At 54.7% G+C, this 24358-nt stretch carries 23 protein-coding genes and 1 tRNA gene; 11 read left to right on the top strand and 13 right to left on the bottom strand.

All coding sequences use genetic code 11. The features are described from left to right. Positions 1-12: 12 nt before the first annotated feature. The 9 genes from AC0V6X_RS09095 to upp form a co-directional block, all read right to left on the bottom strand. On the bottom strand, positions 13-528 hold the full coding sequence (locus AC0V6X_RS09095) for an antirestriction protein ArdA (protein WP_486184242.1): 516 nt from the start codon (positions 526-528) through the stop codon (positions 13-15). A gap of 277 nt (positions 529-805) precedes the next feature. Continuing rightward, complete coding sequence (locus tag AC0V6X_RS09090; RefSeq protein ID WP_486184241.1) at positions 806-1972, bottom strand: DUF3644 domain-containing protein; 1167 nt, start codon at positions 1970-1972, stop codon at positions 806-808. A 67-nt stretch (positions 1973-2039) separates the two neighbouring features. Continuing rightward, the gene (locus AC0V6X_RS09085) at positions 2040-5444 is read right to left on the bottom strand and encodes a DEAD/DEAH box helicase family protein (protein WP_486184240.1); all 3405 of its coding nucleotides are present in this window, start codon (positions 5442-5444) and stop codon (positions 2040-2042) included. Further along, positions 5441-6385 (bottom strand): hypothetical protein, encoded by a 945-nt coding sequence (locus AC0V6X_RS09080; RefSeq protein ID WP_486184239.1) that lies wholly within the window; start codon positions 6383-6385, stop codon positions 5441-5443. Before AC0V6X_RS09080 ends, AC0V6X_RS09085 begins: the two co-directional genes overlap by 4 nt. Positions 6386-6387: 2 nt before the next feature. Then, positions 6388-7524 (bottom strand): restriction endonuclease subunit S, encoded by a 1137-nt coding sequence (locus tag AC0V6X_RS09075; protein WP_486184238.1) that lies wholly within the window; start codon positions 7522-7524, stop codon positions 6388-6390. Beyond that, the gene (locus AC0V6X_RS09070) at positions 7521-9062 is read right to left on the bottom strand and encodes a type I restriction-modification system subunit M (protein WP_486184237.1); all 1542 of its coding nucleotides are present in this window, start codon (positions 9060-9062) and stop codon (positions 7521-7523) included. The genes AC0V6X_RS09075 and AC0V6X_RS09070 overlap by 4 nt, the downstream gene beginning before the upstream one ends. Before the next feature lie 650 nt (positions 9063-9712). After that, positions 9713-9907 carry a hypothetical protein gene (locus AC0V6X_RS09065; RefSeq protein ID WP_486184236.1) on the bottom strand — a complete coding sequence of 65 codons (195 nt, stop codon included), beginning with the start codon at positions 9905-9907 and terminating at the stop codon, positions 9713-9715. Positions 9908-10378: 471 nt separating this feature from the next. Continuing rightward, positions 10379-10882 carry a hypothetical protein gene (locus AC0V6X_RS09060; protein WP_486184235.1) on the bottom strand — a complete coding sequence of 168 codons (504 nt, stop codon included), beginning with the start codon at positions 10880-10882 and terminating at the stop codon, positions 10379-10381. Positions 10883-10955: 73 nt separating this feature from the next. Then, positions 10956-11711 (bottom strand): uracil phosphoribosyltransferase, encoded by a 756-nt coding sequence (gene upp / locus AC0V6X_RS09055; RefSeq protein WP_486184234.1) that lies wholly within the window; start codon positions 11709-11711, stop codon positions 10956-10958. A 300-nt stretch (positions 11712-12011) separates the two neighbouring features. Between upp and AC0V6X_RS09050 the strand changes: the two genes are divergently transcribed. The 10 genes from AC0V6X_RS09050 (at position 12012) to AC0V6X_RS09005 (ending at position 20323) form a co-directional block, all read left to right on the top strand. After that, the gene (locus AC0V6X_RS09050) at positions 12012-12191 is read left to right on the top strand and encodes a hypothetical protein (protein WP_486184233.1); all 180 of its coding nucleotides are present in this window, start codon (positions 12012-12014) and stop codon (positions 12189-12191) included. A 90-nt stretch (positions 12192-12281) separates the two neighbouring features. Beyond that, a complete protein-coding gene (locus tag AC0V6X_RS09045; RefSeq protein WP_486184232.1) occupies positions 12282-12626 on the top strand; it encodes a hypothetical protein in 345 nt (114 codons plus the stop codon). A 2-nt stretch (positions 12627-12628) separates the two neighbouring features. After that, positions 12629-13564 (top strand): hypothetical protein, encoded by a 936-nt coding sequence (locus tag AC0V6X_RS09040; RefSeq protein ID WP_486184231.1) that lies wholly within the window; start codon positions 12629-12631, stop codon positions 13562-13564. A 22-nt stretch (positions 13565-13586) separates the two neighbouring features. Next, a complete protein-coding gene (locus AC0V6X_RS09035) occupies positions 13587-14252 on the top strand; it encodes a hypothetical protein (RefSeq protein WP_486184230.1) in 666 nt (221 codons plus the stop codon). A 1216-nt stretch (positions 14253-15468) separates the two neighbouring features. Continuing rightward, the gene (locus tag AC0V6X_RS09030) at positions 15469-15765 is read left to right on the top strand and encodes a hypothetical protein (protein ID WP_486184229.1); all 297 of its coding nucleotides are present in this window, start codon (positions 15469-15471) and stop codon (positions 15763-15765) included. Between the two features lie 5 nt (positions 15766-15770). After that, positions 15771-17372 carry a type IV secretory system conjugative DNA transfer family protein gene (locus tag AC0V6X_RS09025; RefSeq protein WP_486184228.1) on the top strand — a complete coding sequence of 534 codons (1602 nt, stop codon included), beginning with the start codon at positions 15771-15773 and terminating at the stop codon, positions 17370-17372. Beyond that, complete coding sequence (locus AC0V6X_RS09020) at positions 17369-17755, top strand: hypothetical protein (protein WP_486184227.1); 387 nt, start codon at positions 17369-17371, stop codon at positions 17753-17755. The genes AC0V6X_RS09025 and AC0V6X_RS09020 overlap by 4 nt, the downstream gene beginning before the upstream one ends. Positions 17756-17764: 9 nt before the next feature. Further along, a complete protein-coding gene (locus AC0V6X_RS09015) occupies positions 17765-18199 on the top strand; it encodes a hypothetical protein (protein ID WP_486184226.1) in 435 nt (144 codons plus the stop codon). A gap of 124 nt (positions 18200-18323) precedes the next feature. Beyond that, positions 18324-18770, top strand: coding sequence for a hypothetical protein (locus AC0V6X_RS09010; RefSeq protein WP_486184225.1), 447 nt, complete (start codon positions 18324-18326; stop codon positions 18768-18770). After that, on the top strand, positions 18767-20323 hold the full coding sequence (locus AC0V6X_RS09005; RefSeq protein ID WP_486184224.1) for a recombinase family protein: 1557 nt from the start codon (positions 18767-18769) through the stop codon (positions 20321-20323). The genes AC0V6X_RS09010 and AC0V6X_RS09005 overlap by 4 nt, the downstream gene beginning before the upstream one ends. Here AC0V6X_RS09005 and AC0V6X_RS09000 read toward each other — a convergent pair. Next, positions 20311-20386: transfer RNA gene (locus AC0V6X_RS09000), tRNA-Val, on the bottom strand. The genes AC0V6X_RS09005 and AC0V6X_RS09000 overlap by 13 nt on opposite strands. Before the next feature lie 116 nt (positions 20387-20502). On the opposite strand from AC0V6X_RS09000, the gene AC0V6X_RS08995 reads away from it, so the two are divergent. Further along, complete coding sequence (locus AC0V6X_RS08995; RefSeq protein WP_486184223.1) at positions 20503-21489, top strand: asparaginase; 987 nt, start codon at positions 20503-20505, stop codon at positions 21487-21489. 48 nt (positions 21490-21537) lie between these two features. On the opposite strand, the gene AC0V6X_RS08990 is transcribed toward AC0V6X_RS08995, so the two are convergent. Genes AC0V6X_RS08990 through fmt form a run of 3 tightly spaced genes read right to left on the bottom strand, consistent with a single transcriptional unit; the run spans position 21538 to position 24338 of the window. Beyond that, a complete protein-coding gene (locus AC0V6X_RS08990) occupies positions 21538-22653 on the bottom strand; it encodes a zinc-binding dehydrogenase (RefSeq protein ID WP_486184222.1) in 1116 nt (371 codons plus the stop codon). Between the two features lie 18 nt (positions 22654-22671). Next, positions 22672-23424, bottom strand: coding sequence for a tRNA pseudouridine(38-40) synthase TruA (gene truA / locus AC0V6X_RS08985; RefSeq protein ID WP_486184221.1), 753 nt, complete (start codon positions 23422-23424; stop codon positions 22672-22674). After that, complete coding sequence (gene fmt, locus AC0V6X_RS08980; protein ID WP_486184220.1) at positions 23421-24338, bottom strand: methionyl-tRNA formyltransferase; 918 nt, start codon at positions 24336-24338, stop codon at positions 23421-23423. Before fmt ends, truA begins: the two co-directional genes overlap by 4 nt. Positions 24339-24358 lie beyond the last annotated feature (20 nt).

The raw sequence follows: 24358 nt of genomic DNA, 5'->3' as shown, positions 1-24358 counted from the left end.
GTTGGGGACAGCTTATGCCCCCATAAAGACATGAACCTCATCAATGGCAGTCTCGACCGTGAACAGGTCTCCTGAAATCTCGAAATCGCGCGCCATAGCTTGCCAATCAATATAGTATTGAAGGGACTCTGGGATTTTTATGCCCTCTTCTGTCACGTCCTGCACGTAGTCTGCGAGGCTGTCATATTGGCCAAGGTAGCCATCGACCAAGGCGGTGCGCGCCTCTTCTATCGAGCCAGTGTGTGAAATCACCTGCGCGCCGAGTTTGCCATGCTCGCCAACAAAAGCTGCCTTTGCAGAGACACTTTCTAGTCCTTCATATTCTGCAATCGAGACCCCTTCGAAGCCTTCATAATCGTGAATTGCCCATTCTTCTGCTCCAGCAATTGGTGAAGCGTTTAGCATCGTGCTGATGTCGTCATATAGTTCCCAAGGCTTCTGATCGGCGTCGATCCAAGCCCCGTGTAGGTAGCCATTATTGTAGGCTGCAAGGCAGGCCACATAGATACGAATTGAGTTCGTTTTCATTTTTCTCTCTTTGAGTTTGGGTTGCACATGCAACCCTTGGCCCTCGCCGAGAGTGTGGGTGTGCAAGCGGAGAGAAAAATTGACGGCGGGCGCAGCGAAGTGAGCCTCGGGAGACCGTCCATTTTTGCTTGAAGCGCGCTGAGGGGTGACACCCCTAAGCCAACGTTAGTGATCGTCACCCGAATGGGCCGAGACTTCAGGCTCGGTGTGCTACGCGCATAGAGCGCGGGCCTTTAGGCAACGGCCAAACCGGGACTGTCAGTAAAAACAGCTCGTTCTAGAGCTTATACCCTTTGAGCTCAGCGCATTTGGCTTCGTCATTCACCTCACTAACGAGCAGTTCAACCCACTGATCCGAATAGGTATAGTCGCCGTGTGCAGCGTGGTAGATACAAAAATCTTTGTTGGTGTTCTCTGGTTGAGCAGCGCCGCTACGAGGTCGCACTTTAAACTTTCGCCAAGCTTGCGTATGATTGTGTGCTGAAAACGGGGCGCCCGTTTTTTGTCTCACTAGCTTCGCGACATCTCCTGGCTTGTAGGGGTAAACATGATCAGCCAGCTTATGCTGGACAAGCACGTTTCTGATATCCTTGCCCTCTACGGTATCAGGCTGCACGAATTGGAAGTGCGCCCTTGATTTCGTCACGGCATCCAGAGTGTAAACCACTCGGAATTGGTACTCCAAATCTGCCATTTGCTCATCAGTCATGCCCTCCGTCAAACGTGCATCTATCGCATCTATATGAGCGGGGATTTCATAACGATTTAGTGTAGCAGCCTGCTCAAGGTTCAACTTCGAAAATTGCAGCGCAAACGAAAGCTCATTTGCGAGAGAAAGCGATTTGCCAAACAACTCGCACATTGCCTTATCGAAGTTGAGGCAACACGCTTGAAAAAGCCCTAGCCATTTCGAGTCAGCGCGCCCGAGAAGCTTATGCTCAACATCATCCCTGAGCACTTTTATAGACCTTAGATTCTCTTTCATGCCCTTGGTAAGGGGACAGTCGGGTTTCTTGATCATCTGGCTAAGCAGAAGAGAATTTCCGTCTTTTCCGATTATCTCAACGCCGTTGCGCTCGTAGTGCTCGTGCAAGAGATAAGTCCACGCCACATTAGCAAGCATCGTGAACACTTCGGTTTTGAAGCACATGGCTGGGCTATTGAAGACTTGCACGGCCAATATCATAGCCTCGCGCGCGCGGATCAGCCGTTCATGATCAAAGAGATTTAGACCAGTCTTCGGATCATAGGACTGTTTCCGAATCTTAAAGAATTCAACTTGCTCGTCGGTTGCAGGAACAATTTGAGCGTCCGCCTTCACCTCAGTTATACGAGCGCTATTTATCGTGGCCTCTCGGCCTACGTTTACGAGGGCTTGGATGTCCTGATTTCGCCAGCCATTGGCCAACAGGGCTTTGACGATAGGCTTCTCTTCGTCGGTCAATGCGCCTTGTTTCTTCCTCGCTACCATAACGCGAGTCCAAACATTGGTCTAAGTATCACTTGGCCGCTCACGCAGCCGCCCTTCCACTTACGTCTTTCAGCACTTGAACGATGCGCTGCACATCTGCCTGCGGAAAAAGGCCACTGATCCCCTGATCATCGAGGTCCGTGAACGGGCTCTCATAAAGACGGCGGGGGTCCATTGCTCCGCGTTCCGTAAGATAGTCGATAATCAGATTGATAAATTCGATCTGGTTCGCGTTGAGGTTTTGACCTGCCAGCACTTCAGCAAATGCGTCTTTGGCCGCGTCACGATCGAGGCCAATTAATGAGCGAATGAATAGGCCCAATCCACCTTCACTGGTTATGACTGCGATGTCATCGTCGCTGGCTTCGGTTTCTTCGCGAAGGATGCGCTCAAGCTCTGCTAAGTCCTGTGGAGTAAGTTGCTCGTTTCGATGAAGCTTCTGAATCGTGATGTGGTCCGAATGCGCCTTCAAGAAATGACGGGCCTTCATGAGGAAACGCGGCTTGTCTGTTCCAATGCCCGAATGGGGCATTTCGATAGTCGTCGCCTCACCCATTTCATCTTCAAAATCGGTGTAGATAATGACCGCTTCGTCTCCCTCAATCAGTTTGATGAGTGCACGCAAGCGCCGACGCATCTGTTCAAGTGTCCAAGCGTCGATGTCGGTCCAAAATTCTGGAGTTTGAACTTCGAGGATTAAGTCCATCTGCGATGCCACCATCGGCACATTACCAAGCTCTTCGAGCTTAGAGGCAAGTGCGATCACCTTCTCCTGACACTGCACAAATGAGACATCGTTTTGCAGCAATGCAAGTTGCCCTTTTAGGACGATATAATCGAACTGTTTGGCAGCTATGTCGGTGTCCTCAAACGCAGATGGGAGTCCGGCGATATCACCGATCAAAACTTCGCGTTCATCGGGACCGATATTGCCCCACGCATCACGTTGTTGAAATGTCTCAACTTCCTTGCGTTTTGCGCGAACAAGGAAGTTGTCGGGTGTCATACCATTCACTTCTTCAAAAAGGCGTTCGCGGGTTTCGCTTTCAAGCTGTGCCAGCCTTTCGGCTTTCTCATCTTCAGACATGCCGCAGAGCTGTGCGATCAGCTCTACGCGGGTCGAGAAAAGCCTCTCGGTGAGCGAGGGTGACTGTTTGCCATCCTTAAGGTTCGGGTTCTGGTTGAAGAACTCGAAGTTTTGGCAATAGTCGAAAATCAGAAACTGGGTCTTGTGACGACCGGGCCCAAACAAGTCTTCCCGAAGGCGGGTACCACGACCAATCATTTGCCAGAATTTGGTCTTCGAGCGCACGACTTTGAAGAATACGAGGTTGAGAACCTCGGGCACGTCGATGCCAGTATCGAGCATATCGACAGAGATCGCGATGTGCGGTGGCTTCTCCGCGATGGAGAAGTCGTCGATCAGCGATTGCGGATACTCAACCGAGTAATCGATCAGTCGCGCGAATGACCCTTTGAGGTGAGGATAGCTGGCATCAAAGCGATCTGCGATAAACTGCGCGTGTTTGTGGTTTTTGGCGAAAATAATCGTTTTGCCAAGGCGATCACCTTCAGCAACTTTCAAGCCGTTGACCATCAGGTGCTCAAGCACCTTGTCGACGGTATCCTCATTGAAAAGCCACTTGTTCAACGCGGCTGGATCGACATCGCCTTTCGGCAACTGACCTTCCCATTCGAGGAGGTCCCACTTTTCTTTATCCTCGTCGGACAGATCTTCGTATTTGATCCCTTCCCACATGAACCGTGTTGGGACTGAGATCGGTGTCGGGGGGACAAGAAAGCCGTCTGCCACGGCCTCTTCTAGGTCGTAGCTGTCTGTAGGTACGCCACGCTCAAGCTCGAAGAGCGAGTACGTGTCCCGGTCTATTTCGTCGCGGGGTGTTGCGGTTAGCCCGACAAGCAAGCTATCGAAATAATCAAAGATTGCACGGTATTTACGGTAAACGGAACGGTGCGCCTCATCGATTACAATCAAGTCGAAATGCCCCGGTCCATAACGCTTCTGCCCGTTCTGCATTTCGTCAATCAACCCCATCATTGTGGGGTAAGTCGCTACGCAAACGCGTGCGCCGTTATGATCGTTCTTCTTGGAATCGTGGCGCTCAATGAGGTTCGCGCTTGGAGTGTTTGGTATGTGCGTCTTAAAGGCATTGTGCGCTTGCTTCACTAGCGCAACACGGTCGGCCAAGAACAACACGCGCTTGCACCAGTTGGCGCGCATTAGCTGATCGATCAGAGCAATAACGGTCCGAGTTTTGCCCGAGCCAGTCGCCATAACCAGCAATGCCTTGCGCTGCTTGTCCTTTTGGAAGGCCTCACCAATCCGCCGGATCGCCCGCGTTTGGTAGTAGCGTCCCGCAATATCCTCATCGATGCTGGTTGACGAAAGCGAGCGCTTTGCTGCCTTGCGTTGCCGCCAGAGCTCCAGCTCATCCTTCTTGTAGAAGCCATGCACTTTGCGTGGTGGATAGGCTCCATCGTCCCACAGCCAATGTTCGTAGCCATTGGTGTAGTAGATCATCGGACGAACGCCGAACTGTTGCTCTAGGCAGTCCGCATAGAGTTTTGCCTGTTGTTGGCCCTCGCGTGGGTCACGTTTGGTCCGCTTGGCCTCAATCACCGCCAACGGTTTGCCATCATCACCCCAGAGCACATAGTCGACAAAGCCTTCGCCTGACGTGCTCGGCATACCCGTGACGGGGAACTCTCGGTCGCGCTCCTGATTGAGCGGCCATCCTGCTTCAGCGAGCAAGCGGTCGATCCAGATGTCGCGGGTCTCGGCTTCATTGTAGTCGTGAGTGTCTTCGACCTTGGCGTTTTCGGCCTTGATCGCCTCGATCTCGGCCTGAAGCTTCTTGAGCTGCTCATCGAGCGCAGCCTTATCCTCCTCGCTCTTGATGCGCGCAGCTTGTTCTTCGGCCAGCGCTGTTGCTGCATCTTCGCTCTCTTTGGCAAGCGCCTGAAGCTTCTTGAGTGTCGAAACTTCGACCTGAACGGCACGCGGCAGGTCCGCGATTGAAAACTGGATTGCGGGATCAGGCTTGGTCCCGCGTGCATAGGTTCGCACCAGCCAATAGCTGAAATCGAAGAGCTGCTTCAGGCTATCGGTCGCAGACTTTTCGGGAACCTTTCGGGTCTCATGCACTGCAACGTTGCCGAGGTCTTTGATGATGCGCGCTTTGGTGACAAGCGCATTGCCAACGAGCGAACGAAAAGAACCCTCATGGATCAGCGCCGATAACGTGCTGTCATAAGGTGAGCGCAGACTTGCATCGTTCCGATACATCCACTTGACCGCGCATTCGAGCGCAAGGCGCGAATGAAAACAACTGCCGCGAGGGTCAGAAAGAGCCGAGACCTCCGCTTTCCTTGCAAGGCCATAGACCTCAGCAAATTCGGACTGAAGGAATGCAAACTGGCTCATGCTGCCTCCCCGATGGCATAAATGTCATCTGAGTTGAGCTGGTCGGTAAGGTAAGGCGAGAAACCAAAGAGAACGACGCAGACTGAGATCAGGTCACGCATCTCAATCTCGCGCAGTTGATTGGCGGGGGTGCCGCCGTGGCGAATACCGGGATAATCTGAAGCGAAGCCGTAAAGCCCCTTCACAGACTCCTTCACCTTTTCATGCGGCCAAGTGTTCACTTGGTTGCATATTGCCCCAAGGGTGTTTCCGGTTACGTTGGGCGCAACTTGACCAATGGCTTCGAGGAAGTTGGTCTGCTTGGCGATGCAGGTTTTGATCCGATTGGGAGTCTGTTCTGTTGTCAGATCGCGCAAAGCGTCTTCGAACTCATGAAAAGCCGTTGCCAAGTGAGCATCGTTTTGCGCTGCCAGCTTCAGGTTTAGGACCATCCGGGCGAATATACCCGGCAATGTTGGGTGCATCGAGAACGGCCTGCGCAGATCATATCGCAGGCTGTATTTATCGATGAAGGCTTCAACGAGCTGGAAATAGCGGTTGGTCAATTCGTCGCCGATGATGTCACGAACCTTTGCGTGAACGGCTTCCAAAGCCTCCAGCGCTTTACTTTCGCTGGTGATGTGCAACGGCATTTCAGTGCGCAGCCAGCGGCGCGCGTTTGGATTGCCGGAAACAGCTTGCTCATAGTGAGATCGTGCTGAATTGAATTCTTGGAGAGCAGATTGATAGGCTTCTTCAGCGGCGATTTCTTCTGGGTCCGTTAGTTGTCCATTCTCGTCATATTGCGTGGGCTCGTCTGGCTCAGCAGGAGGCTGCGGTTTCGGGATGACCGCGTCATAGAGTTCGGAGAAGATTTCAGTCGGCGCATCAGCGTGCTTCGAGAGCTTCACGAAGATTTCGGACCAGACCTTATCCCAGACATTGAGGAGCTCGCCGCGCATAGTCAGAGCTCTCCCTTGAACGCACTGTGCTGGAGGGAAGAAAACAGACCATCTAGTCGATTTTGGGAAGCAAGTAGATTGTTGAGATGCGCTCTTGCTACTTTGATCTTTTCGGCAAACTCGATCTGCTCACCTTTATCGGGACAAAGTACCTCAAGTTTCTCAAATTCTGATTTTTTGAGGATTGGAAGAGTTGTCGACGCTCCTTTCCCCTTGTGAACAATAAGCGGTCTCAGCTCCTGCATGGCATAGAAGCCATAGGTAGGGTCAACCTCATCAGACCATTCAACCGCATTGATTTGTTGGTTGAACGCTGATCGCTCTTTTGCTTGGTCAATTTTTCCGATGGTGGCCCCAATACAGCAAACCATCGTTGCTCCTTGCTGCACCACTCGCGATTTGGTTGCACCAACCTCGCTCAGGGACCGCTTCACTGGCTCGCTAGACGTGAGGTCACCGGGAGTCACAAAAGGAACAGGTCCATCAAAGTTTTCCTTTTCGCTTGTGCGAGGTGTCGAGCCAGTGGAGACTTTGCCGAGTTCTTTGATGGGACGCTGCAGACTTTCGTTGCCACCAAACATCTCGTGAAAGATGGCTTGACCGAGTTGGTTGAGGCGGTCGATGGCGCGCTGGCGCTGGCGGCGCAGCTCGTCCGCCTGATCAAGGATCGCCGCAATCCGCTTCTGCTCTCCTAGCGGAGGGAGCGGAATTTCGAGTTTAGCCAAACTCCTCTTGTTGAGCGTCTTACCCTTCGCAGCTCGGTCACCCGCATCGTCAAAGTTCAATGATTCCAGTGCCCTCGCAAGGTAATCACGGTCGAGACTCTTGGGACTCTTTACCGATAGAGCGGCGATAGCTTCATTGGTGCACGTATCGATGCGAGCAATCGCGACTTTACCAATAGACAGCTTGAAGCTCATTAACACTGTGCCCTCAGGCACGACCTTGATTTTAGTGGCCGACAGGGCCTGATCGGTGATGCATTCTTTGGTCGTCGTAAGGTCACGATCACGGGAAATGTCGGCAATTGATGCCCAGGGATGTGTTCCACCATCCCAAAATCGGTTGTCCGCGCGGGAGGGAGTTCTCCCGATCTGGATATCACAAAGTTCGTCCAATCTTTCGGTTGGCCAGCTCATCCCAGCATCGCCTCTAGCTCAGTCAGACCTTTGCTGATCTCGTCTTCAAGAGTGCGTAGTTCTTTGATAATGTCAGCTGGTTTGTCATGTGTGACCTCTTCGTGCTCAACCTGCTTGTAGCGATTGAGTGAAAGATCGTAGGTGCCTGTGGCCGCAATATCCTCTCGTGACACGCAAAAGCTTTGCGCCGTGCGAGGGTTTTCCAGCTCGTCACCTTCGCGGTTTTCCCAGCGTTTCAAGACATCAGGCAGGTTGTTCTTGGCGTGCTCCTCATCTGAGAGAGCAACCGCGAGCTGAAGCCCTAGCTTGTCCTCCGACAAAAGCGGATTGCGCTTGTCGTCAAGCGAGTAACCGTCGGCCTGCATGTCGTAAAACCAGACATTCTCCGTCCCGCCAACACCTGTCTTGGTGAAGAACAGCACGGCTGTCGAAACGCCCGCATATGGCTTAAACACGCCGGAAGGCAGCTTGAGCACGCCTTCAAGCTTATGCTTCTCAACCAACATCTGACGCAAAGTAGTGTGCGCCTTGGAAGAACCAAACAGCACGCCATCCGGCACAACCACCGCAGCGCGCCCGCCTGTTTTCAGCAATCGTAGGAACAGCGCGAGGAAGAGCAGCTCAGTCTTCTTGGTTTTGACGATCTGCTGAAGGTCCTTCGCCGTCGCATCGTAATCGAGCGATCCTGCAAACGGCGGGTTGGCGAGGATCAGGCTGTATCGACCTGCATCCTTCCCATGTTCCTCAGCCAGACTGTCGCGGTAGCTGATATCCGGGTTTTCGACCCCGTGCAGCGTCATATTCATGCTGCCAATACGCAGCATTGTAGGATCGAAATCGAAGCCATGAAACATACTGCCATGGAAATGCTTCTTGAGCCTCTCGTCGCGCAAAACCTCAGGGTGATTATCTCGCAGATACTCACCTGCCGCGACAAGAAAGCCGCAAGTGCCCGCTGCCGGATCGCAGATCACGTCCTCCGGTTTAGGCTTAGTCATCTCGACCATGAGCTGAATAATGTGACGCGGAGTGCGGAACTGTCCGTTCGTTCCTGCGCTCGCAATCTTGCCGAGCATGTATTCGTATAGATCGCCCTTGGTGTCGCGATCATCCATGGGGATTTTGTCGAGCATATCGACGGTCTTGGCGAGCAACGCGGCGTTGCTGAAGCCCAGTCGAGCGTCCTTCATGTGCTCGCCGTAGCTGGAGCCATCTTCTCCCATTTGGCGCAGGAACGGGAAAACCCGCTCCGCTACCGCGTCCATCATCTCACGCGCCTCAAAGTTCTTGAAGCGAGACCAGCGAAGGTCAGAATATGGACGGCCCTGTTCGTCGTTTCCTTCAGGGAAAATCCGCCGCTCAATCTCAATTCCGAGAGCGTTCGCCTTGTTTTCTTCGAGAACCTGCAAGTCATCAAGGCGTTTGATGAAGAGTAAATAGGTGATCTGTTCGATAACTGATAGAGGGTTCGAGACACCGCCTGCCCAAAAGGCATTCCATATTTGATCAACTTGATTGCGGATTTCGCCTGTGAGCATTGGGCCTCCATTTTGCTTTTTTCTTGCTGCCCGATGACAGCCCTTAAGAAAATCACAAAACAGCAATTTTGTGAAGAGGTCCAATGGAATACTGCCAAGACGGTAATGCTGGCCAAATTGGCTGGTCATTCGCCATTTCTGGCTCGTGGGTGTCGGGTCTCGGAAGACCTGATCGGTATCCAATCGGCGCACGGTTGGTCGAGGGTATCCAAGGGGGCGCGAAAGCCCCTTGGTCGATGGGGTTGAGGGGAGCGCTGAAGGCTCCCTCATCATGGGAATGCAATGGGAGAAGGAACTCTCCCCTGCGAGTGGTTCAGGGGGCGATACCCCTGTGATGAACCGCAATCTCCCCTGCCACCTGAAGGTGCGGCTCTGGGGTAGTGCAGCGGTTCATCTGGCCGGAGGGGATGCTAACGGGGAACGCGCAGCGGGTTCCCCTTGCCGAGCCAGCAGCTTTAGCTGCGCCAGCGAGACAAGCGGTGTTGGGTGTCACCCAGCACACAGCTTGCGTAAGCCCAGTTGGGATTATCTTCTATATTTGGAATATCGCCCTGACTGATGAAATCAGGCCTGCTCAATGCAAACGCGTTTCTGTTAGAGCAAAAAAGAAGGCGGCGAAATCGCCGCCAAGATCAGTGGTTCGGATTGGCTCAATCGTTGAGCTTGTTGCGCCAGCCCGGTGGGCCAGCAGCCCTGAATGTGAGTTCGACGAAGCGCAGAAAGTTCAAATACGTCGAATTCAATTCGTGGTCAGTTGGTTGGATAGCGTTGAGAAAGAGCCAGCGGATCAGGCTGGAGTCCCCATCTTTCGCGACGCCTAAGAGGTGATCGGTTTCCTCTAGCACGAAGATTGCCCCATTCGCGTGCCGAACCTCTCCATCAAAATCTCTCCAGACGGAAGCGACGAAGTCGGGAAAGCTAACACGTGACAAGTACCTGTTCCCGTAGAAAAGGCACCAAGCAACAATTGAAAGGTGCAAGCGTGTTGCGGGGTCTTGAAGACTCTCGTCAGAAAGGGCTGTTATGATTGGCATGGCGAGTTCTCCAATTAACTTGATGTTGGGTGGGGGGCGGCTGCTGCGATTTGTCTGAGTGTCGTCGCCTGGGGCCGAACCCTATGGTCGGTGGACCATCAAAAAAGCGCCGGAACTGCTTCCAGTTCGGCGCTCCATTTTTCGATTTTATGGTGTTTGAGCGGCTCCCGTGAGCCAGCTCGATCAAGTTTTTGTTAGCCACAATTTTCTCCTATCGAGTGTTTCGATAGGAGGTGATTAACATAATATAGACGAATATGTCTATCCCATAGTTTGATTCGTCTATCTAATGCCGGGAGTCACTGGCTCTGCGTCCGTCTCACCGCGCCTAAGTGAAGCGAGGTAGCTGGAAATCTGATGTGTGATGAACTCAGACTTCTTCATGCTTTGCCCCTCGGTGGAGCGGTCGATTTCCTCTCGGGTCTGTTCTGATACAGCGATCCGCACTCTTACTTTGGAGGTGTCGAAGGCGGCTTCTGGTGCTTTTGTGATTTTGTGCTCAAGAATCTTTCTGCTGACGGTCCCGACGCTTTCTCCGCGTTCCTTGGCGATGGCCTCAAGTAGGCGATGGTCTTCTGCGGAAATGTTGAAGTACAGCGCCATGTAACCAGAGCCGCCCTCGCGAACGCTCGCGGGCCCTAAGTCTCTAGTCATCTGGTCGTCGTCAAATTCCAAACCTGCTCGCTGCTTCGGGTTTAATTCGGGATTATCAGGCATTGTTGCATTATTTGCAACACCTTCTTGCTTTCCATCATCGTCGTCATTTGCGGCGGCGCTTGCTCCCATGAGGGCATGCTGGCGTGGCAATGACTGTGGCGTGGTGTTCAGGCCGCTGGCAGTGCTTTTGGCTCGGCTTGATCTAACCACTATTCTCTCCCGACCGATTTGCTGGAAGCCTTACACTCGATGGGCCATAGAGCCTGTCCCGCATGCTTCCCATTCCTGGGTCTGGGTAAGGGTCGTCGTCATTCCATTTATCGATTGCTGCGGTAACGATCCTGATTGGATTGTTGTCCGTCCCAAAAACTGCCTTGATTGTCTCAATCGATTGCTGCGTCGCCGTTGCTGTCAGAATAGCAATATTTTGGGCTTTGACGTGCTGCCTCTTGACCAACTCTTCCACAAGGGCGGCGGCGGTTCGTCCAGTTTTCATCCCAGAGTTGAAGATCAGGACAAAGCTGTCTGAGAGTACTGGCAAGCTTACTGCCAATTCCTCAATCTCGCCGCTTTTCTCATTATGAAGATAGTGTGCGTGGCCGATGGCGGCCTCTTCGAGGCTGTCGTGCACGGCACCCATCATGCCCACGCCTGTTCGCATTATAGCGATCAGGACGTATTTCGAGCTATCGATGAAGACGCCTGTCGATGATTTGCCATCAGTTGTTTCGACTTGCCCGGTAGCGCGCGGCGCGTCTTTCATCTTCGCAATGGCCTCATAGAATAGCGCTCTTGTGAGGCTTTTCAGGTGCTGACGAAAGCGTCCGCTGGGCGTGCCCTTGTCGCGCATGAACGTGAGATGATGTTGGGCGAGCGGATTTGTGACGATCAGCACATTGTCTTCGTTAAACCGACTCATCAGTTCCCCCATAGCAAGAAGGTGCAGCCAGATAGCCAATTTTACTATCTAAGCCAATCGCAAATGAAAACTGGATTGTCGTATGTCTCATTCTCGCTCAACTAGCAGAGGATATCTGACCCTGCTGTGAGCAGCCTAGCCTATGGATTGGAGCCCATTCGGGCCTTTCCTTCCCGTTTTAGATCAACAGCCTTTGGCCTGACTTCAAGCGCGTGCTTCTGGCGCTGCTTCTCTTCGTTGCGCCCTCCGAGGAGATGAAGCCGCAAAGGCTGATGAACCGATTCAAACCGTGGCCAGAAAGGCCGCGATAGGCGCGGCCTCCAAATCTGGAGGCAAAAAATGCACACCACATTCAATTCTGCTTCGTTGGCGAAGCTTTCAAAATCTCAACTCTATGCGCTTCTCGCTGAGTATCGCGCCAAGCTCGACGCTGCTGGCGAGAGTGAGCGTCCAGTCATCAAAGCCGCAATCTCAGCCATCAATCGGGCAATCGCGTTTGCACCCGATGGGCCGGGATGAGCTCGCCATCATCTTTTTCAGCAAATTCCCCAGCCGCGCTCCGGGCTGGGGATATCAGCAAGGTCTGATCCCTTCTGCCGGAGAAATTTGATGATGGATTTGATCTACAAGCGCGGGCTTCTCCCGTCGCCAGATAGTGATGCTGGCGCTGCAACACTGCGCGAGATGGTCGCCAATGTGCAGGCCATGCTTCCTTTCACCGACACCCAAGCGAAACGGTTCGCCCAGATAAAGGCAGAGGAACTGCGCGCTCGTATCGCGGCGTGCGTTGACGCAGAAGCTGATCTCGAAGCTGAAACTGACGAATGCGTCGCGACACTGCGCGCACTCAATAGTGAGCGTCTGTCGCGTGAAAGCGAAGACGGACTCGATATTTTTGAGCTGCTCGATCCCACGACAAAGAACGCCTCCAAGGCCAATCAGGGGGAGGCGTGAACATGACCAATCGTTACAATGAAATGGTCGAGGCGCAGGAGACCAAAGCAGAGGCGATGGGCGCTTTGGTGCTTGTCACATGCACGATTGTCGGCCTTTTTGCTGCGCTCGGCTTGTTGCCTGTACTGGGCTCTTTTGAGCTTGGGCTTACGTTCAATCTGATGATGGATATGTTCGGCCCAGAGGTTCCGGGTGCGGGTATTCCAGCGACCGTTTGGTTGATGAGCTTGGCCACCATGATTGCCATTATTGGCCATCATTTGCTGCACTACAAATTCCCAGAGAGCCGAGCTCTGGCACTGCTGGACAAGTCTGCGCCAATCATGGTGTTGTTCTTCTTCATCGGCATTGTCGCGCTCTATGCGCTTAGCGACGTGGCACACGTTCCGGGCGCGGATGCTGTAGCCTTCGATGATGACCTCTTCGATGCGCCACCTCCTGAGAGCGGTGGTATCGGCGAGACGATTGCTTCTTACTTTGGCGTCTTCGCAGGCTTAAGTCTGGGAGGTTTGGCAATCGTCAACTTGGCGGTGATGAACTTCATCGTTGGCAAAGTGCGAGAAAAGCTGCCCCGCCTTCTGAATGAGCGGCGTATCTCTCTGGCGAAGCTCAAGGCTTCCAACCGTATCATCAAGAACATCCGTCTGCTGTCCGCGACCAAGCGTGAGCGCGAACGCCTCGAAGCGAAAACGCCGGACGATTTGGCATTGGAATCCGCCGCCGAAATTGAGGCTGCTTTGGCTCCAACTCTGCGTGAGCTGAATAAGGTCAAAGTGCGCGGCTCCAGTGCGAAGCTCAAAGGCAAAACTATCTTTGCACGCCGCAATCGCAAGTTGCCTCAGCCAATGCCCCAGCCAGCGTTCATCGATGACTTTCTCGCTGACGTCACCGCCAAGCTCGGGGCCCTGCGCGATGAGCTCAAAGGCACCTTCACCTGAACCAACTCATAGGAGACATGATATGATGAAGCTCTTCATTTCCGTCCTTGTTCTAATCACGATTGTTGGATGCAGCGAGGCTCCCCCGGAAGCTCCACAAGAGTTCCCGACATACCACGTGCGGATCGACAACAGCGATTCTAACTTGGCCACAAGCGATGAAACCTTCGCCCGGATCGTGGCGCGCCGTGTCGCCAACGACATCGCAAACTTGCCTCTCGGCACATTTGTATCAGTTCGCAGCTTTGGTGAGATCAATGGGGAGAACAATCTCCGCTATGACGTTCAAATCACACGCAAGTCCAATCCGGCTGCGAATGTGGCAAGGGAAGTGGCTCGCGAGATTTTGGCACAAGCGACAAGCGATGCGCCGCGTCAAACCAGCACAGAGATTATTTCAACGCTGACATGGGACAAATACAACTGTGAGGCAGGTGATAAAATCGTGCTGCTGAGCGATGGCATTCCATCGGGTAGGATTGCTTCTCAGCAAGCCTTGCTGGATGGCCGTGAGAGCCTGCCCAAACCTCAAACTGGGATTTTGCAAGGCTGTGCGGTGGTGTTTTACGGCTTCGGTCGGACCGCCCAAGGTAGCCTTGCTTCGTTTCAAGTTGAAAATCTTCGAGATGAATGGAGCGTCTGGATGGGCAAAGCAGGTGCTAATTTCCATACTGTGATCAATCCGTAGATCAGCCGACATTCTCCAAATTTTCGATCCGGTCTCAGTTGTTGGGACCGGATGACCGTCATGAACCGTGTCTGCTGAGGAATTGTGTCTGTATCAAAACAGAAGCTCTCACGAAAATTGAGGTTTCTTCGAGCTGATTCGGGGGCCATCATCAAGACCAAATGTCAAACTTGTGCAGGTTGCAATGCCACGGATATACTAGACTGATACCTTGTATCGTCAGTCACGGAAATCACGAAAAATGGAGAAGTTTTGGTACATTGGTCTAGCACTAAGTGGCATTACCATCTTATATTTTTGTGTCCGTCGGATGCTGCGGTTTTGGGGTTTAGGGCCTACTGATGCGACGCAAGGCGAAAAGCTGACACGGTTTTTCATTCTTGGCGCATTCGGGATTTATTCGATAATTTTTGTCCTTTCGAATCCTGAGGGTCGCACACCAATTGAAGTGTGGGCCTGCGAAATCTGGGATGGTTGGGAAAGATGCCCTCGCGGAGAGACGGAAGTAGGTGAACCCGATGCTCCTGCCCCTGATCCTACCAAGCCGACAAATCGCGAGGACGCAGGGGGAGAGAATTGAGAGGGCGGGCAAATAGACGATGGTGCTCGAACCCCAGAAGCCGAGGAAACTGGTTCCTCTGAGTCAGTCGATACTCAGAGCGAGGGTGACCCTCTTTTTTCCGGGCCAAGCCAAACACAAACAACGGACGATTTCCCGGACAGGGTGTTTCAAGCAGCCAATGCAGCGCAAATAAGTCGTCTGACCGGTGCGTGGTGTGTTCGTGGGTCTGGGAAAGTGGCTGAATATTATAGAATTGGAAGTGGGATTGCTAAGCGTGAGCCATACTTGGAACGCGATGGCCAGAGTGCAGTCTATGTAAGCCAAGGGCTGCAAAATACGATTGTCTATCTGCCAGGGTTCAGAGAGTACATTACATTTAGACTGAACAGTGAATCTGCCGTATTGAATAATGAAGGACTATGGTTGAACGGCGGTGGTGGCCACGGAATTTATAGGTGTTCGTGACGAAACTGGTGCCAGAATCACGGCTCGACTTGGCCAAATTTGTATCCTTGTCTCGTACCTAGCAGAGGGAGGGCTCAGATGAGCTTTCCCCTTAGGCGTTGCGGCTTAATAATGTTTGGGCAAATTCCCCAGCACTGGCTACTTCTTGATTCATAAAGCTCCTCATCCCCTTTCGATGAGGAGCAAATCATGTTCAATCACTACGACCAAAACCAGCAAGAGCCGGACCCTGCAGCCAAGGTGGCAAGCCTTGTCAGCACAGTTCTTGCTGTGGTCGCCACTTTCTTTGCGTTTCCAGCGGTCTTCCAAGGCAGTTCCCCACTCATCTTTGACTTCAGTGCTGCAAACTATGGCGTTGGTGATGGCTTCGGCAGCACCTTGATCTGGCTTTGCTGGGGCGGGGTTGTCGCCGTTGGCCTGTTCGGCTTGACCAAACTTGCAATTTACTACGGCATTCGCCTGTTTGGCTTCTGGGTGGGACGCTAAGCGTCATGGCCCAGAACGAGTTCAACAAATACGGAAGCTCTGACTGGGCGACGTGGCGGCAGCTTAAGTCTGCTGGCTACAGTACACCTTCGCAGAATGCTCTCTTTCTTGGCTTTCATGATGTGCGCTGGTCCTCGCGCCTGTTTTGGAACAGTGCAGCGGGCATTCTGATTTGCGCGGGCCCAAGAATTGGGAAATTCAAATTCATTGGGGCTTTCAACGCGCTACCGGGCCTAAGTCAACGCACCCAGATTTTCCATGATCCCAAGGCTGAATGGTGGGAAATCGCCCTCGACCAAACGCCTGATAAACGCAAATGCGCGGTGTGGACGCCGAACAAGCGCAAAGGAGTGCCTCAGCACCGCATCAATCCGGTCTGTATCAAGGCCGATGATCCCAAGATGATCTCGCGGATCAAGAAGTTCTTGGCGAGCTCGGTCACTGTGACGGGCGGGAATGCCAAGTTCTTCGAGCTTTCCGCGCAAGACTTTGGCGAGTGCATAGCCATCACCGTCACTATGCGCGATGGCGAATTCACCATTCCGGCGTTCTACGACGCGATCAACCTTGTGCTCAAGAACACCGAAGACGCGCACAAATTTGAGTGGCTGATGCAGTCTTGCCCGCACAAGCATGTGGGCGCTGCTGCGGATATCATTCGGCACGGCAAGAACAACAGCAGCAACACGTTCCAGTCGATCATGGCGGAGCTCAAAAACGCCTTTAGTTGCATGAGCGATCCGTTCCTGCGCGCCTCAGTTTCGCCGCCATTTAATATGTCGCTTGAGGAGATTGTGAGCGACGGGCGCTGGAACCTCTATCTGATGCCGGACTCAGACTTCATCGACACTTGGTCTCCGGTCATCCGTGCTTTCTATGAAACGCTGCGGGAGCTGAAAGAGTACAATCCTGCTGCGCCTGATCAGGATTGGTGGCTCGATGAATGCCACTTGCTCGCTCCATTTCCACTGGTGGCCAAGATGCTCAACTTTGGCGCTGGTATCGGCATTCGCCCAATCATCATCGTCCAGTCCTTCGAGCAAATGGATGACATTTGCCCCAATGGAAGCACGATCATCCCGGCGGGCTGCGGCGTGCAAATTTACTTTGGCATTCGTGAAATTGAATCCGCTGAACGCATCAGCCGCATGCTCGGCAATCAAACACTTAGGTACAATGACACGCTCGCTCAGGATGAAGCGAAGCTGCAACGCCGTCGCCTGTTTGATGGATTGTTTGGGCGGGGCGATCCTATCTCCCTTGGCCGCGAATACAGCCATCACAAGAAGGCAAGCCATCATCGCAGTGAGATCGAGCGTCCGCTGATGACGGCCTCTGAGATCATGCGCCTTAAGCCCGGTCGCGCCATCATGTTCGGCGATGAGTTGCCCCATCCGGTCGAGCTTCAGTTCTTCGCCTACTACGAGCGCCGCGAGCTGGCGGGTAAGTTCTTCCCGCATCACGAGCACACTGGTGATATGACTAAGGTGCGGGTTAAAAAGCGCTTCGGGCACAAGCTGCTGAACGTGATGGTCGGGCCAGTACCCGAAGAATTTGCCGAATATCCCCAGTATGCGGACGGCACGTGGGCATACATCGAGTCATGACAAATTCGGCCTCCACGGACGCGCCAAGCTTTGCCGCGAATGCACCTGATATGGGAGCGGCGTTTGACCGCGCCCATGACGTCACTGAAACCGCTGAACAAAGCACGGTGGCTTCCAGAGAAGAGTTTCTCGCCGAGCGCGCCTCCGAGGCTGGTCTCGATCAAGACGGTTATTCACAGATCGTAACGCGTTCAGAGCTGGATCAGCGGATTGCGGAACGCCCTGAGCTTCAACCAGAGCCAGCTCTGACACCGGGCGGGGCACTGGAAACCCAAGTTCACCAAGAGGTCGATGCGGAGCGCGAGAAGCGCATCTTTCTTCTCCACCGCCAGCTCGAAAGCCAGCGCGGCGCACCGACCCGAGAGTTCACCCGCAACCGATAGGAGCTGACTATGAGCAATATACCTGAAGAGACCATCCGCGATGGCCGGATCAAAGCGACACTCTGGCGCAATGAAGGCGAGAAAGGTCCATACGTTTCGACCGATTTTTCGCGCTCGTGGCAGGATGCCGAGGGCCAATGGCATGACAGCCGGAGCTTTGGTCTAGGCGATCTGCTTGGCCTCTCAGAGCTTGCTCGGACCGCATATGGCCGTGGCCGAGAGATTGAACGTGATTTGCGCGATGAACGCCAACAATGGCGGGAGGAAGAGCGCGCTCGTGAAGTCGAGCCTACGCTTGAATCTGAGCCGGAGCCTGAGGCTTATCAAGAGCCAGAGCCTGAACAAGAACGCGAAGAATATCTCAAAGAGCGCGCCGCAGAGCGCGATGCGAGCGATCAAGAGATGAACCGCGAAGCCGCTCCGAGTGCCGATATCGAGCGCTAGAGGCCTGCCCAAATTTGCGCGCTCGCCGCCAGATATGAGATAATATTCATAGAGGCTGATCTCTGAGATCAGACGTGAGGTGGCGAGCGTAACTTTTACTACAAAAGACAAGTGGAGGACGCCCATGACCGATGATATCAAAACAACGTTCCGAGAGGGTTTCGCGCATTGCACTGAAGGCAATGTGCCGACTGATCTCGATCTGTCAGAGGTCGTTGATGAGGACATCCTCAGCGTAGAGAGCATTGTGGCGGCAATGCTGAGCGACCAATACAATCTCAGTGCTGAGGAACTTGCTGCTTTCGACGAGTTGCTCAACGCCCCCGACGTTGACCCCAATAAACGGCAAGAGTTGTTGCAAAGGCTTTGGAATATTGTGGTGTGCCTAATCGACTACCAATGGGAAAATGCAGCCCTTCCGGTGCCTCAAAATAGCTGTGGATCAATAGCTTATGGGGAGGTTGAAAGCCCAACTAAGACTTCTGATGTGGTAGAATCTTCGGATCAAGCACTAACCCAGAACCACAATGAGGTCGCTGCTAACGCACCGGGCCAGAAAGGATCGCCATGACCACAATGAGGAAGACGCAAGCGGTGATCTATTGCCGGATTTCTGATCCCGGCCAAACGGGATTGGGCAGTCAGGAGCACCGCTGCCGTCAATATGCAGAAGCGAAAGACTACGAAGTCGCAGCCGTGTTCTATGATAAGTTCACTGGCGGCGCTGATTTTATGAAGCGTGAGGGCATGGTGGAGCTGCTCAAGTTCCTCGATGTCAATCCTCAGACCAACTATGTTGTGATATTCGACGATCTGAAGCGCTATGCGCGTAATACCTATTTCCATCTCGGCCTACGCCTTGAGATGGAGAAGCGCAACGCAATCCGCGAATGCCTGAATTTCAATTTCGAAAACACGCCTGAAGGCCGGTTCAACGAAACCATCAACGCGGCTGTAAGCGAACTGGACCGCGAAACGATTGCACGCCAATCGCGTCAGAAGATCATCGCGAGGCTGGAAAACGGTTATTCCGTAATCAGTCGCCCACCTGTTGGCTTCAAATATGAGAAGGCTAGAGGCGGCGGGAAGGTTCTGGTGCGTGATGAACCCAATGCTTCGATCATTGCCGAGGCACTTGAAGGATATGCGTCGGGCCGCTTCGTCTCTCAAAACGAAGTCGCACGCTTTCTCGAAAACCACCCAAGCTTTCCCAAGCACTATCAAGCAGGCAAGCGCATGGAACGAAAGGTCGCCGATATCCTGCGGCAACCGCTATATGCTGGTTATGTGGGGTCGAAGAAGCTTGGCGTGTCTTTGCGTGATGGGCAACACGAAGGCCTGATTAGCAAAGCCACATTCCAACGGATCAAAGAGCGTATGGAAGGCCGAGCCAATGCGCCTGCCAGAAAAGACCTGCATCGGGACTTCCCCTTGCGCGGAGCCGTGACATGCTCCGGCTGCGGTAATCATCTAACCGGAAGTTGGTCTAAAGGCTGCAAGAAGCAGTATGCCTATTATCTCTGCCAGACGAAAGGCAATGGTAAGGACATCAAGAAATGCGTCCATTACGGTAAGTCGATCTCGAGAGCTAAGATTGAGGGGCAATTTGAAGAGCTCCTCAAAGGCATTCAACCAAGCCGCAATCTGGTCAAAGCCATGTTCGCCATGTGCCGCGTATACCGTGAGATGAAAATTGGTCGTGCAGAGGCAAATAAGAAGGCTCTGGAGGCCCAAATGCAGGAAACCGAGGATCACATCGAAAAACTCGTAAACCGCATCGTAGAGGCTTCAAATGAGCGCGCCATCGGAGCGATTGAGAACAAGATTGGTGAGCTTGAACAGCAAAAGCTCATTCTAGCAGAAAAAGCCGCAAAATCTGCTCAGCCCGCGCCAACCCTTAGCGACAATCTAGAACTCGCTTGGGGCTTTCTCGCAAACCCTTACAATATATGGCAAAAAGGCGTTTTCGACCTTAAGAGACTAGTGCTCAAACTAGTGCTTTCAGAGCCCTTGGCGTATGATCGAAACGAGGGATATAGAACACCTCGCACTGCGTTGGTTTTCAGTGCTTTAGGCGGGAATTCTGGTCAAAATTTCCCCGATTTGGGAAATGGTGGGCGATGACAGGCTCGAACTGCCGACCCTCTCGGTGTAAACGAGATGCTCTACCAACTGAGCTAATCGCCCCATGTGCCGCAAGCGAGTCACTCGCGAAGCAGCGGGAGAGCGCTATCTAGCGCCAAAAAGTTCAAAATCAATTGCCATGTGGCGCATTATTGTCCGCAAGGCTAAAGGCGCGGGCCATGAGCACACCCAAAATCCTCGTTCTGGGCACAGGCGGCACGATTGCCGGAGCAGCACAATCCGCGACCGGCAAGTCCTACGGCGCGGGCGAGATAGCGATTGAGCGAATCGTTGAAGAGGTCGCTCGGCTGGGGTTGAATGTGGAGCTCATTCCGCAAACTATTGCGCGGATCGGCTCGCAAGACATTGGCTGGACTGAGTGGGATGCACTCCACGCGAGCGTTCTCGCCGCGCAGGCTGATCCCGATGTCACCGGTATCATCATCACTCACGGGACGGATACGGCGGAGGAGACCGCCTTTCTGCTCGATCTGACGCTGGATGCGGGCAAGCCGGTGGTGCTGGTCGGCGCGATGCGACCGGCTGATGCGGTGGGCAGCGACGGACTGCGCAACTTTGCCAATGCAGTGCACGTCGCGCGCGACGTGCAGGCGCATAATCGCTGCGTCATGGTCGTGATGGGCGACACAGTTTTTGCCTCTTCGGATGTGCGCAAGGCGGCGACCTCGAATGTCGATGCCTTCCGTGGCTTTCCGAGAGGTCCGATTGCGCGGGTGACGCCGTCGAGCCTCGACTGGTTCGCGCCCGCTCACCGTGACGGCAGCGCCGCGCGTTTCCCGTGGCCGTCAAGCTTGCCGCGTGTCGCGATCCTGATTGCGGGCGCAGGGATGGACGCGAAGCCGGTGGAGGCGCTGCTGGGCATTGGCTGCAAGGGGATTGTCCTCGCCGGAATGGGGCAGGGCAACGCGCCTCGCAGCGTGCTCGACGCGCTGGAGCAGGCGGCCAAGGACGGCGTGCCTGTGGTCCGCTCAGCCCGCGTGGACGAAGGCATGGTCGACCGCAATGTCGAGGTTGACGACGATGCAAGAGGCTTCATCGCCGCCCGCGCGCTCGGCCCCTCCAAAGCGCGCATTCTGCTGATGGTGATGCTGGCGAATGGCGTCAGCGATGCAAGCGCAATGCAGGCGGCGTTTGACCGGAATTAGTCTGGCGCGTGAGGCTCGCATAACTGCGCGAGCCTCAATCCAAATACCTCACCCCCATGGCGTAACGAGATACTTCTCGCCGGTTTTCATCTGGCGATAGTCGGTGATCGCGTCCTTGGTCAGCATGGCGTGGAGGTCGACCTTCGCCTTGTAGCTGGAGGCAAAAGTGGTTCCTAGGTTCTGCTGCACGCGGGTGCGCATTTTGACGACGGTTTCCATCCCAGCCTTGGCGAGGAACGGGGTCAGCAGCCAGCCCGAAACGGTCCATTGCAGGCCGTAAGACGGCGTCAGAATGGTCGGCTCCGTCAGGTTGAGACGGCCATATTGGTACATCTTCTTGTCCTGGTTGGAGCCATAGCGGGAGTATTCGGTCATCTGGCTCACCGCGACCTGCTCCATAGCTTTGAGCACACCATCGGTGCTTTGACCGCCGCCAATCGGATCAAAGCCGAGGAAGGCACCGGTCTCCGCAATCGCAGCACGAAGTTGCTTCATGTAATCGTCGTCGGAGGAGTTCACGACATGGGTCGCGCCTTGGCTCTTGAGCAGGTCAACGTGTTCCTGACGGCGCACGATGTTGACGAGCTTCATCCCATCCTCCTGACAGATCTTGTTGAGCATCTGACCGAGGTTCGACGCAGCGGCCAAGTGCACGATGGCATCGTGGCCTTCCATCCGCGCGGTCTCGACAAAGCCCAGCGCCGTCATCGGATTGACGAAGGAGGACGCGCCCGCCTCGCTAGAGTGATCGCCCAGCGGCAAGCACATCATCGCATCGGCGATGGCATATTGGCTGAACGCGTTGCCGGGAACGCAGGCGACGCGCTGGCCCATCAGAGCCTTCGCCATGTCGCTATCGCCGGTAGCGACCACCGTGCCTGCGCCTTCGTTACCGGCGGGCAGGCGCTGACCGTGGCGGCTCTTTTGGCCGGTCAGGAAGGGCTCGGGCATGTCGGCGACGACTTTGCCGTCCGAATATTCCGCATTCTCGAAATCCGCAGCGCTGGTCAGGATCGCGAGGTCCGATGGGTTGATCGGGGCCGCCTCCATTTTGACCAGCACCTGGTTTCCGGTGGGCTCCGGGAAGGTCTCTTCGGTGACCTCCAGCGTCAGTTTGCCGTCTGCACTTAGCGTGGTGAACAATTGTTGGCCGGTGGTGGTCATGAATTTTCCTCTCAAGATTTATGGATATGTTGCAGACACGAAGTAGAGACCTTGGGGCGGCGCGTTAAGCCCCAATTCTTGCCGGTCGCGCGCAGCGAGGGCTTCGGCGACGCGGCCCTCTTCCCATGTGCCTGCGCCGACCAGTTTCAGGCAACCGACCATGGACCGGACCTGATGGTGCAAAAAGCTGCGGGCGCTTGCGTGGATGTGGATTTCCTCTCCAAACTCGCTCGTGGCGGGCTGCACGTCGAGCTGGTCGAGCGACTTGACCGGATCCTTCGCCTGACAATGGGCGGAGCGGAAAGTGGTGAAGTCGTGTTGTCCCACCAATGCTTGCGCGGCGCGGTGCATCGCGTCCACGTCCAGCTCATGCGCGACTTGCCATGTCCGGTCGCGGGCGAGCGTCAAAGGCGCGCGGCGGTTGGTGATGCGGTAGAGATAACGCCGTCCGGTGCAGGAGAAACGCGCGTGCCAGTCATCGGGGACAATTTCACAGGCAATCACGGCGATGGGATCAGGGCGAAGGTGCGCGTTCAACGCCTCCATCAGGCGGAAGGGCTCGAACGGCTTTGCGATATCGACGTGGGAGCGCATGGCGAGCGCATGGACGCCGGTGTCGGTCCGCCCAGCGCTGTGGAGCACGACCTTCTCGCCCGTGATCCGCTCAAGCGCCTCCTCGATGCTTTGCTGAACGCTTGGCCCGTGCTTCTGGCGCTGGAGGCCTTGAAATGGCGTTCCGTCAAACTCGATGGTGAGGGCGAAACGGGTCAAGAGATGACCGTCCCCACCGCTACCGGACGCCCGCGCAGAAAGTCCTCGGCATCCATCGCCGGTTTGCCCGCGCGTTGCAGGCGGTCGGGGCGCAGAATGCCCGAGCCACAGGCGATGCCGAAATTCTCATCGATCACGGTGCCCGGTGTGCCTTCGCCCGAGCCATGAACGGCCTGGAGGAGCTTTACCCGTTCAGGGCCGTCTGGCCCCGGCATCTCGAACCACGCGCCCGGGAACGGGCTGAGACCGTGGGCATGGCGCACCAGCTCGCCCGCAGGCCGGGTCCAGTCGATCCGCGCCTCGGCCTTGTCGATCTTGGAGGCGTAGGTTGCGAGCGTGTCGTCCTGGCGCTGCGGCGGAAACGCATCGAGATCTGCCAAGACTTCGACCATCGCTTCGGCCCCCATCTGCGCCAGCTCTGAGGTCAACTCTCCGGTCGTCTTGGCCTCAATCGGCGTCCTCACAACATGCAGCATCGGCCCTGTATCGAGGCCCGCCTCCATCTGCATGATCGTCACACCGGTCTCCTCGTCCCCTGCCATCACCGCGCGGTGGATCGGGGCAGCGCCTCTCCAACGCGGCAGGATCGAGGCGTGGATGTTGATGCAGCCATGCTTTGGAGCATCGAGCACATTCTGGCGCAGGATCAGGCCGTAGGCGGCGACCACCGCCACGTCGGCCTTCAGAGCGGCAAAGGCTTGCGCCTCCTCATCCGGTTTCAACGATTTGGGCGTGCGGACTTTCAGTCCTAATTCTTCCGCCCGCGCATGGACGGGGGAAGGGCGCAGCTTCTTGCCGCGGCCAGACCGGCTCGGCGGCTGGGAGTAGACGCATACAATCTCATGGCCTGCACCATGCAGCGCGTCGAGCGCCGGCACCGCAAAATCGGGCGTTCCCATAAAGATGATGCGCATAAGGTTTGCCCAAGAGCTTT

It is taken from the genome of Erythrobacter sp. S267 (assembly GCF_057365045.1).
The sequence above is the reverse complement of the archived record's forward strand: the minus strand, read 5'-3'. Positions and strand labels throughout refer to the sequence as shown.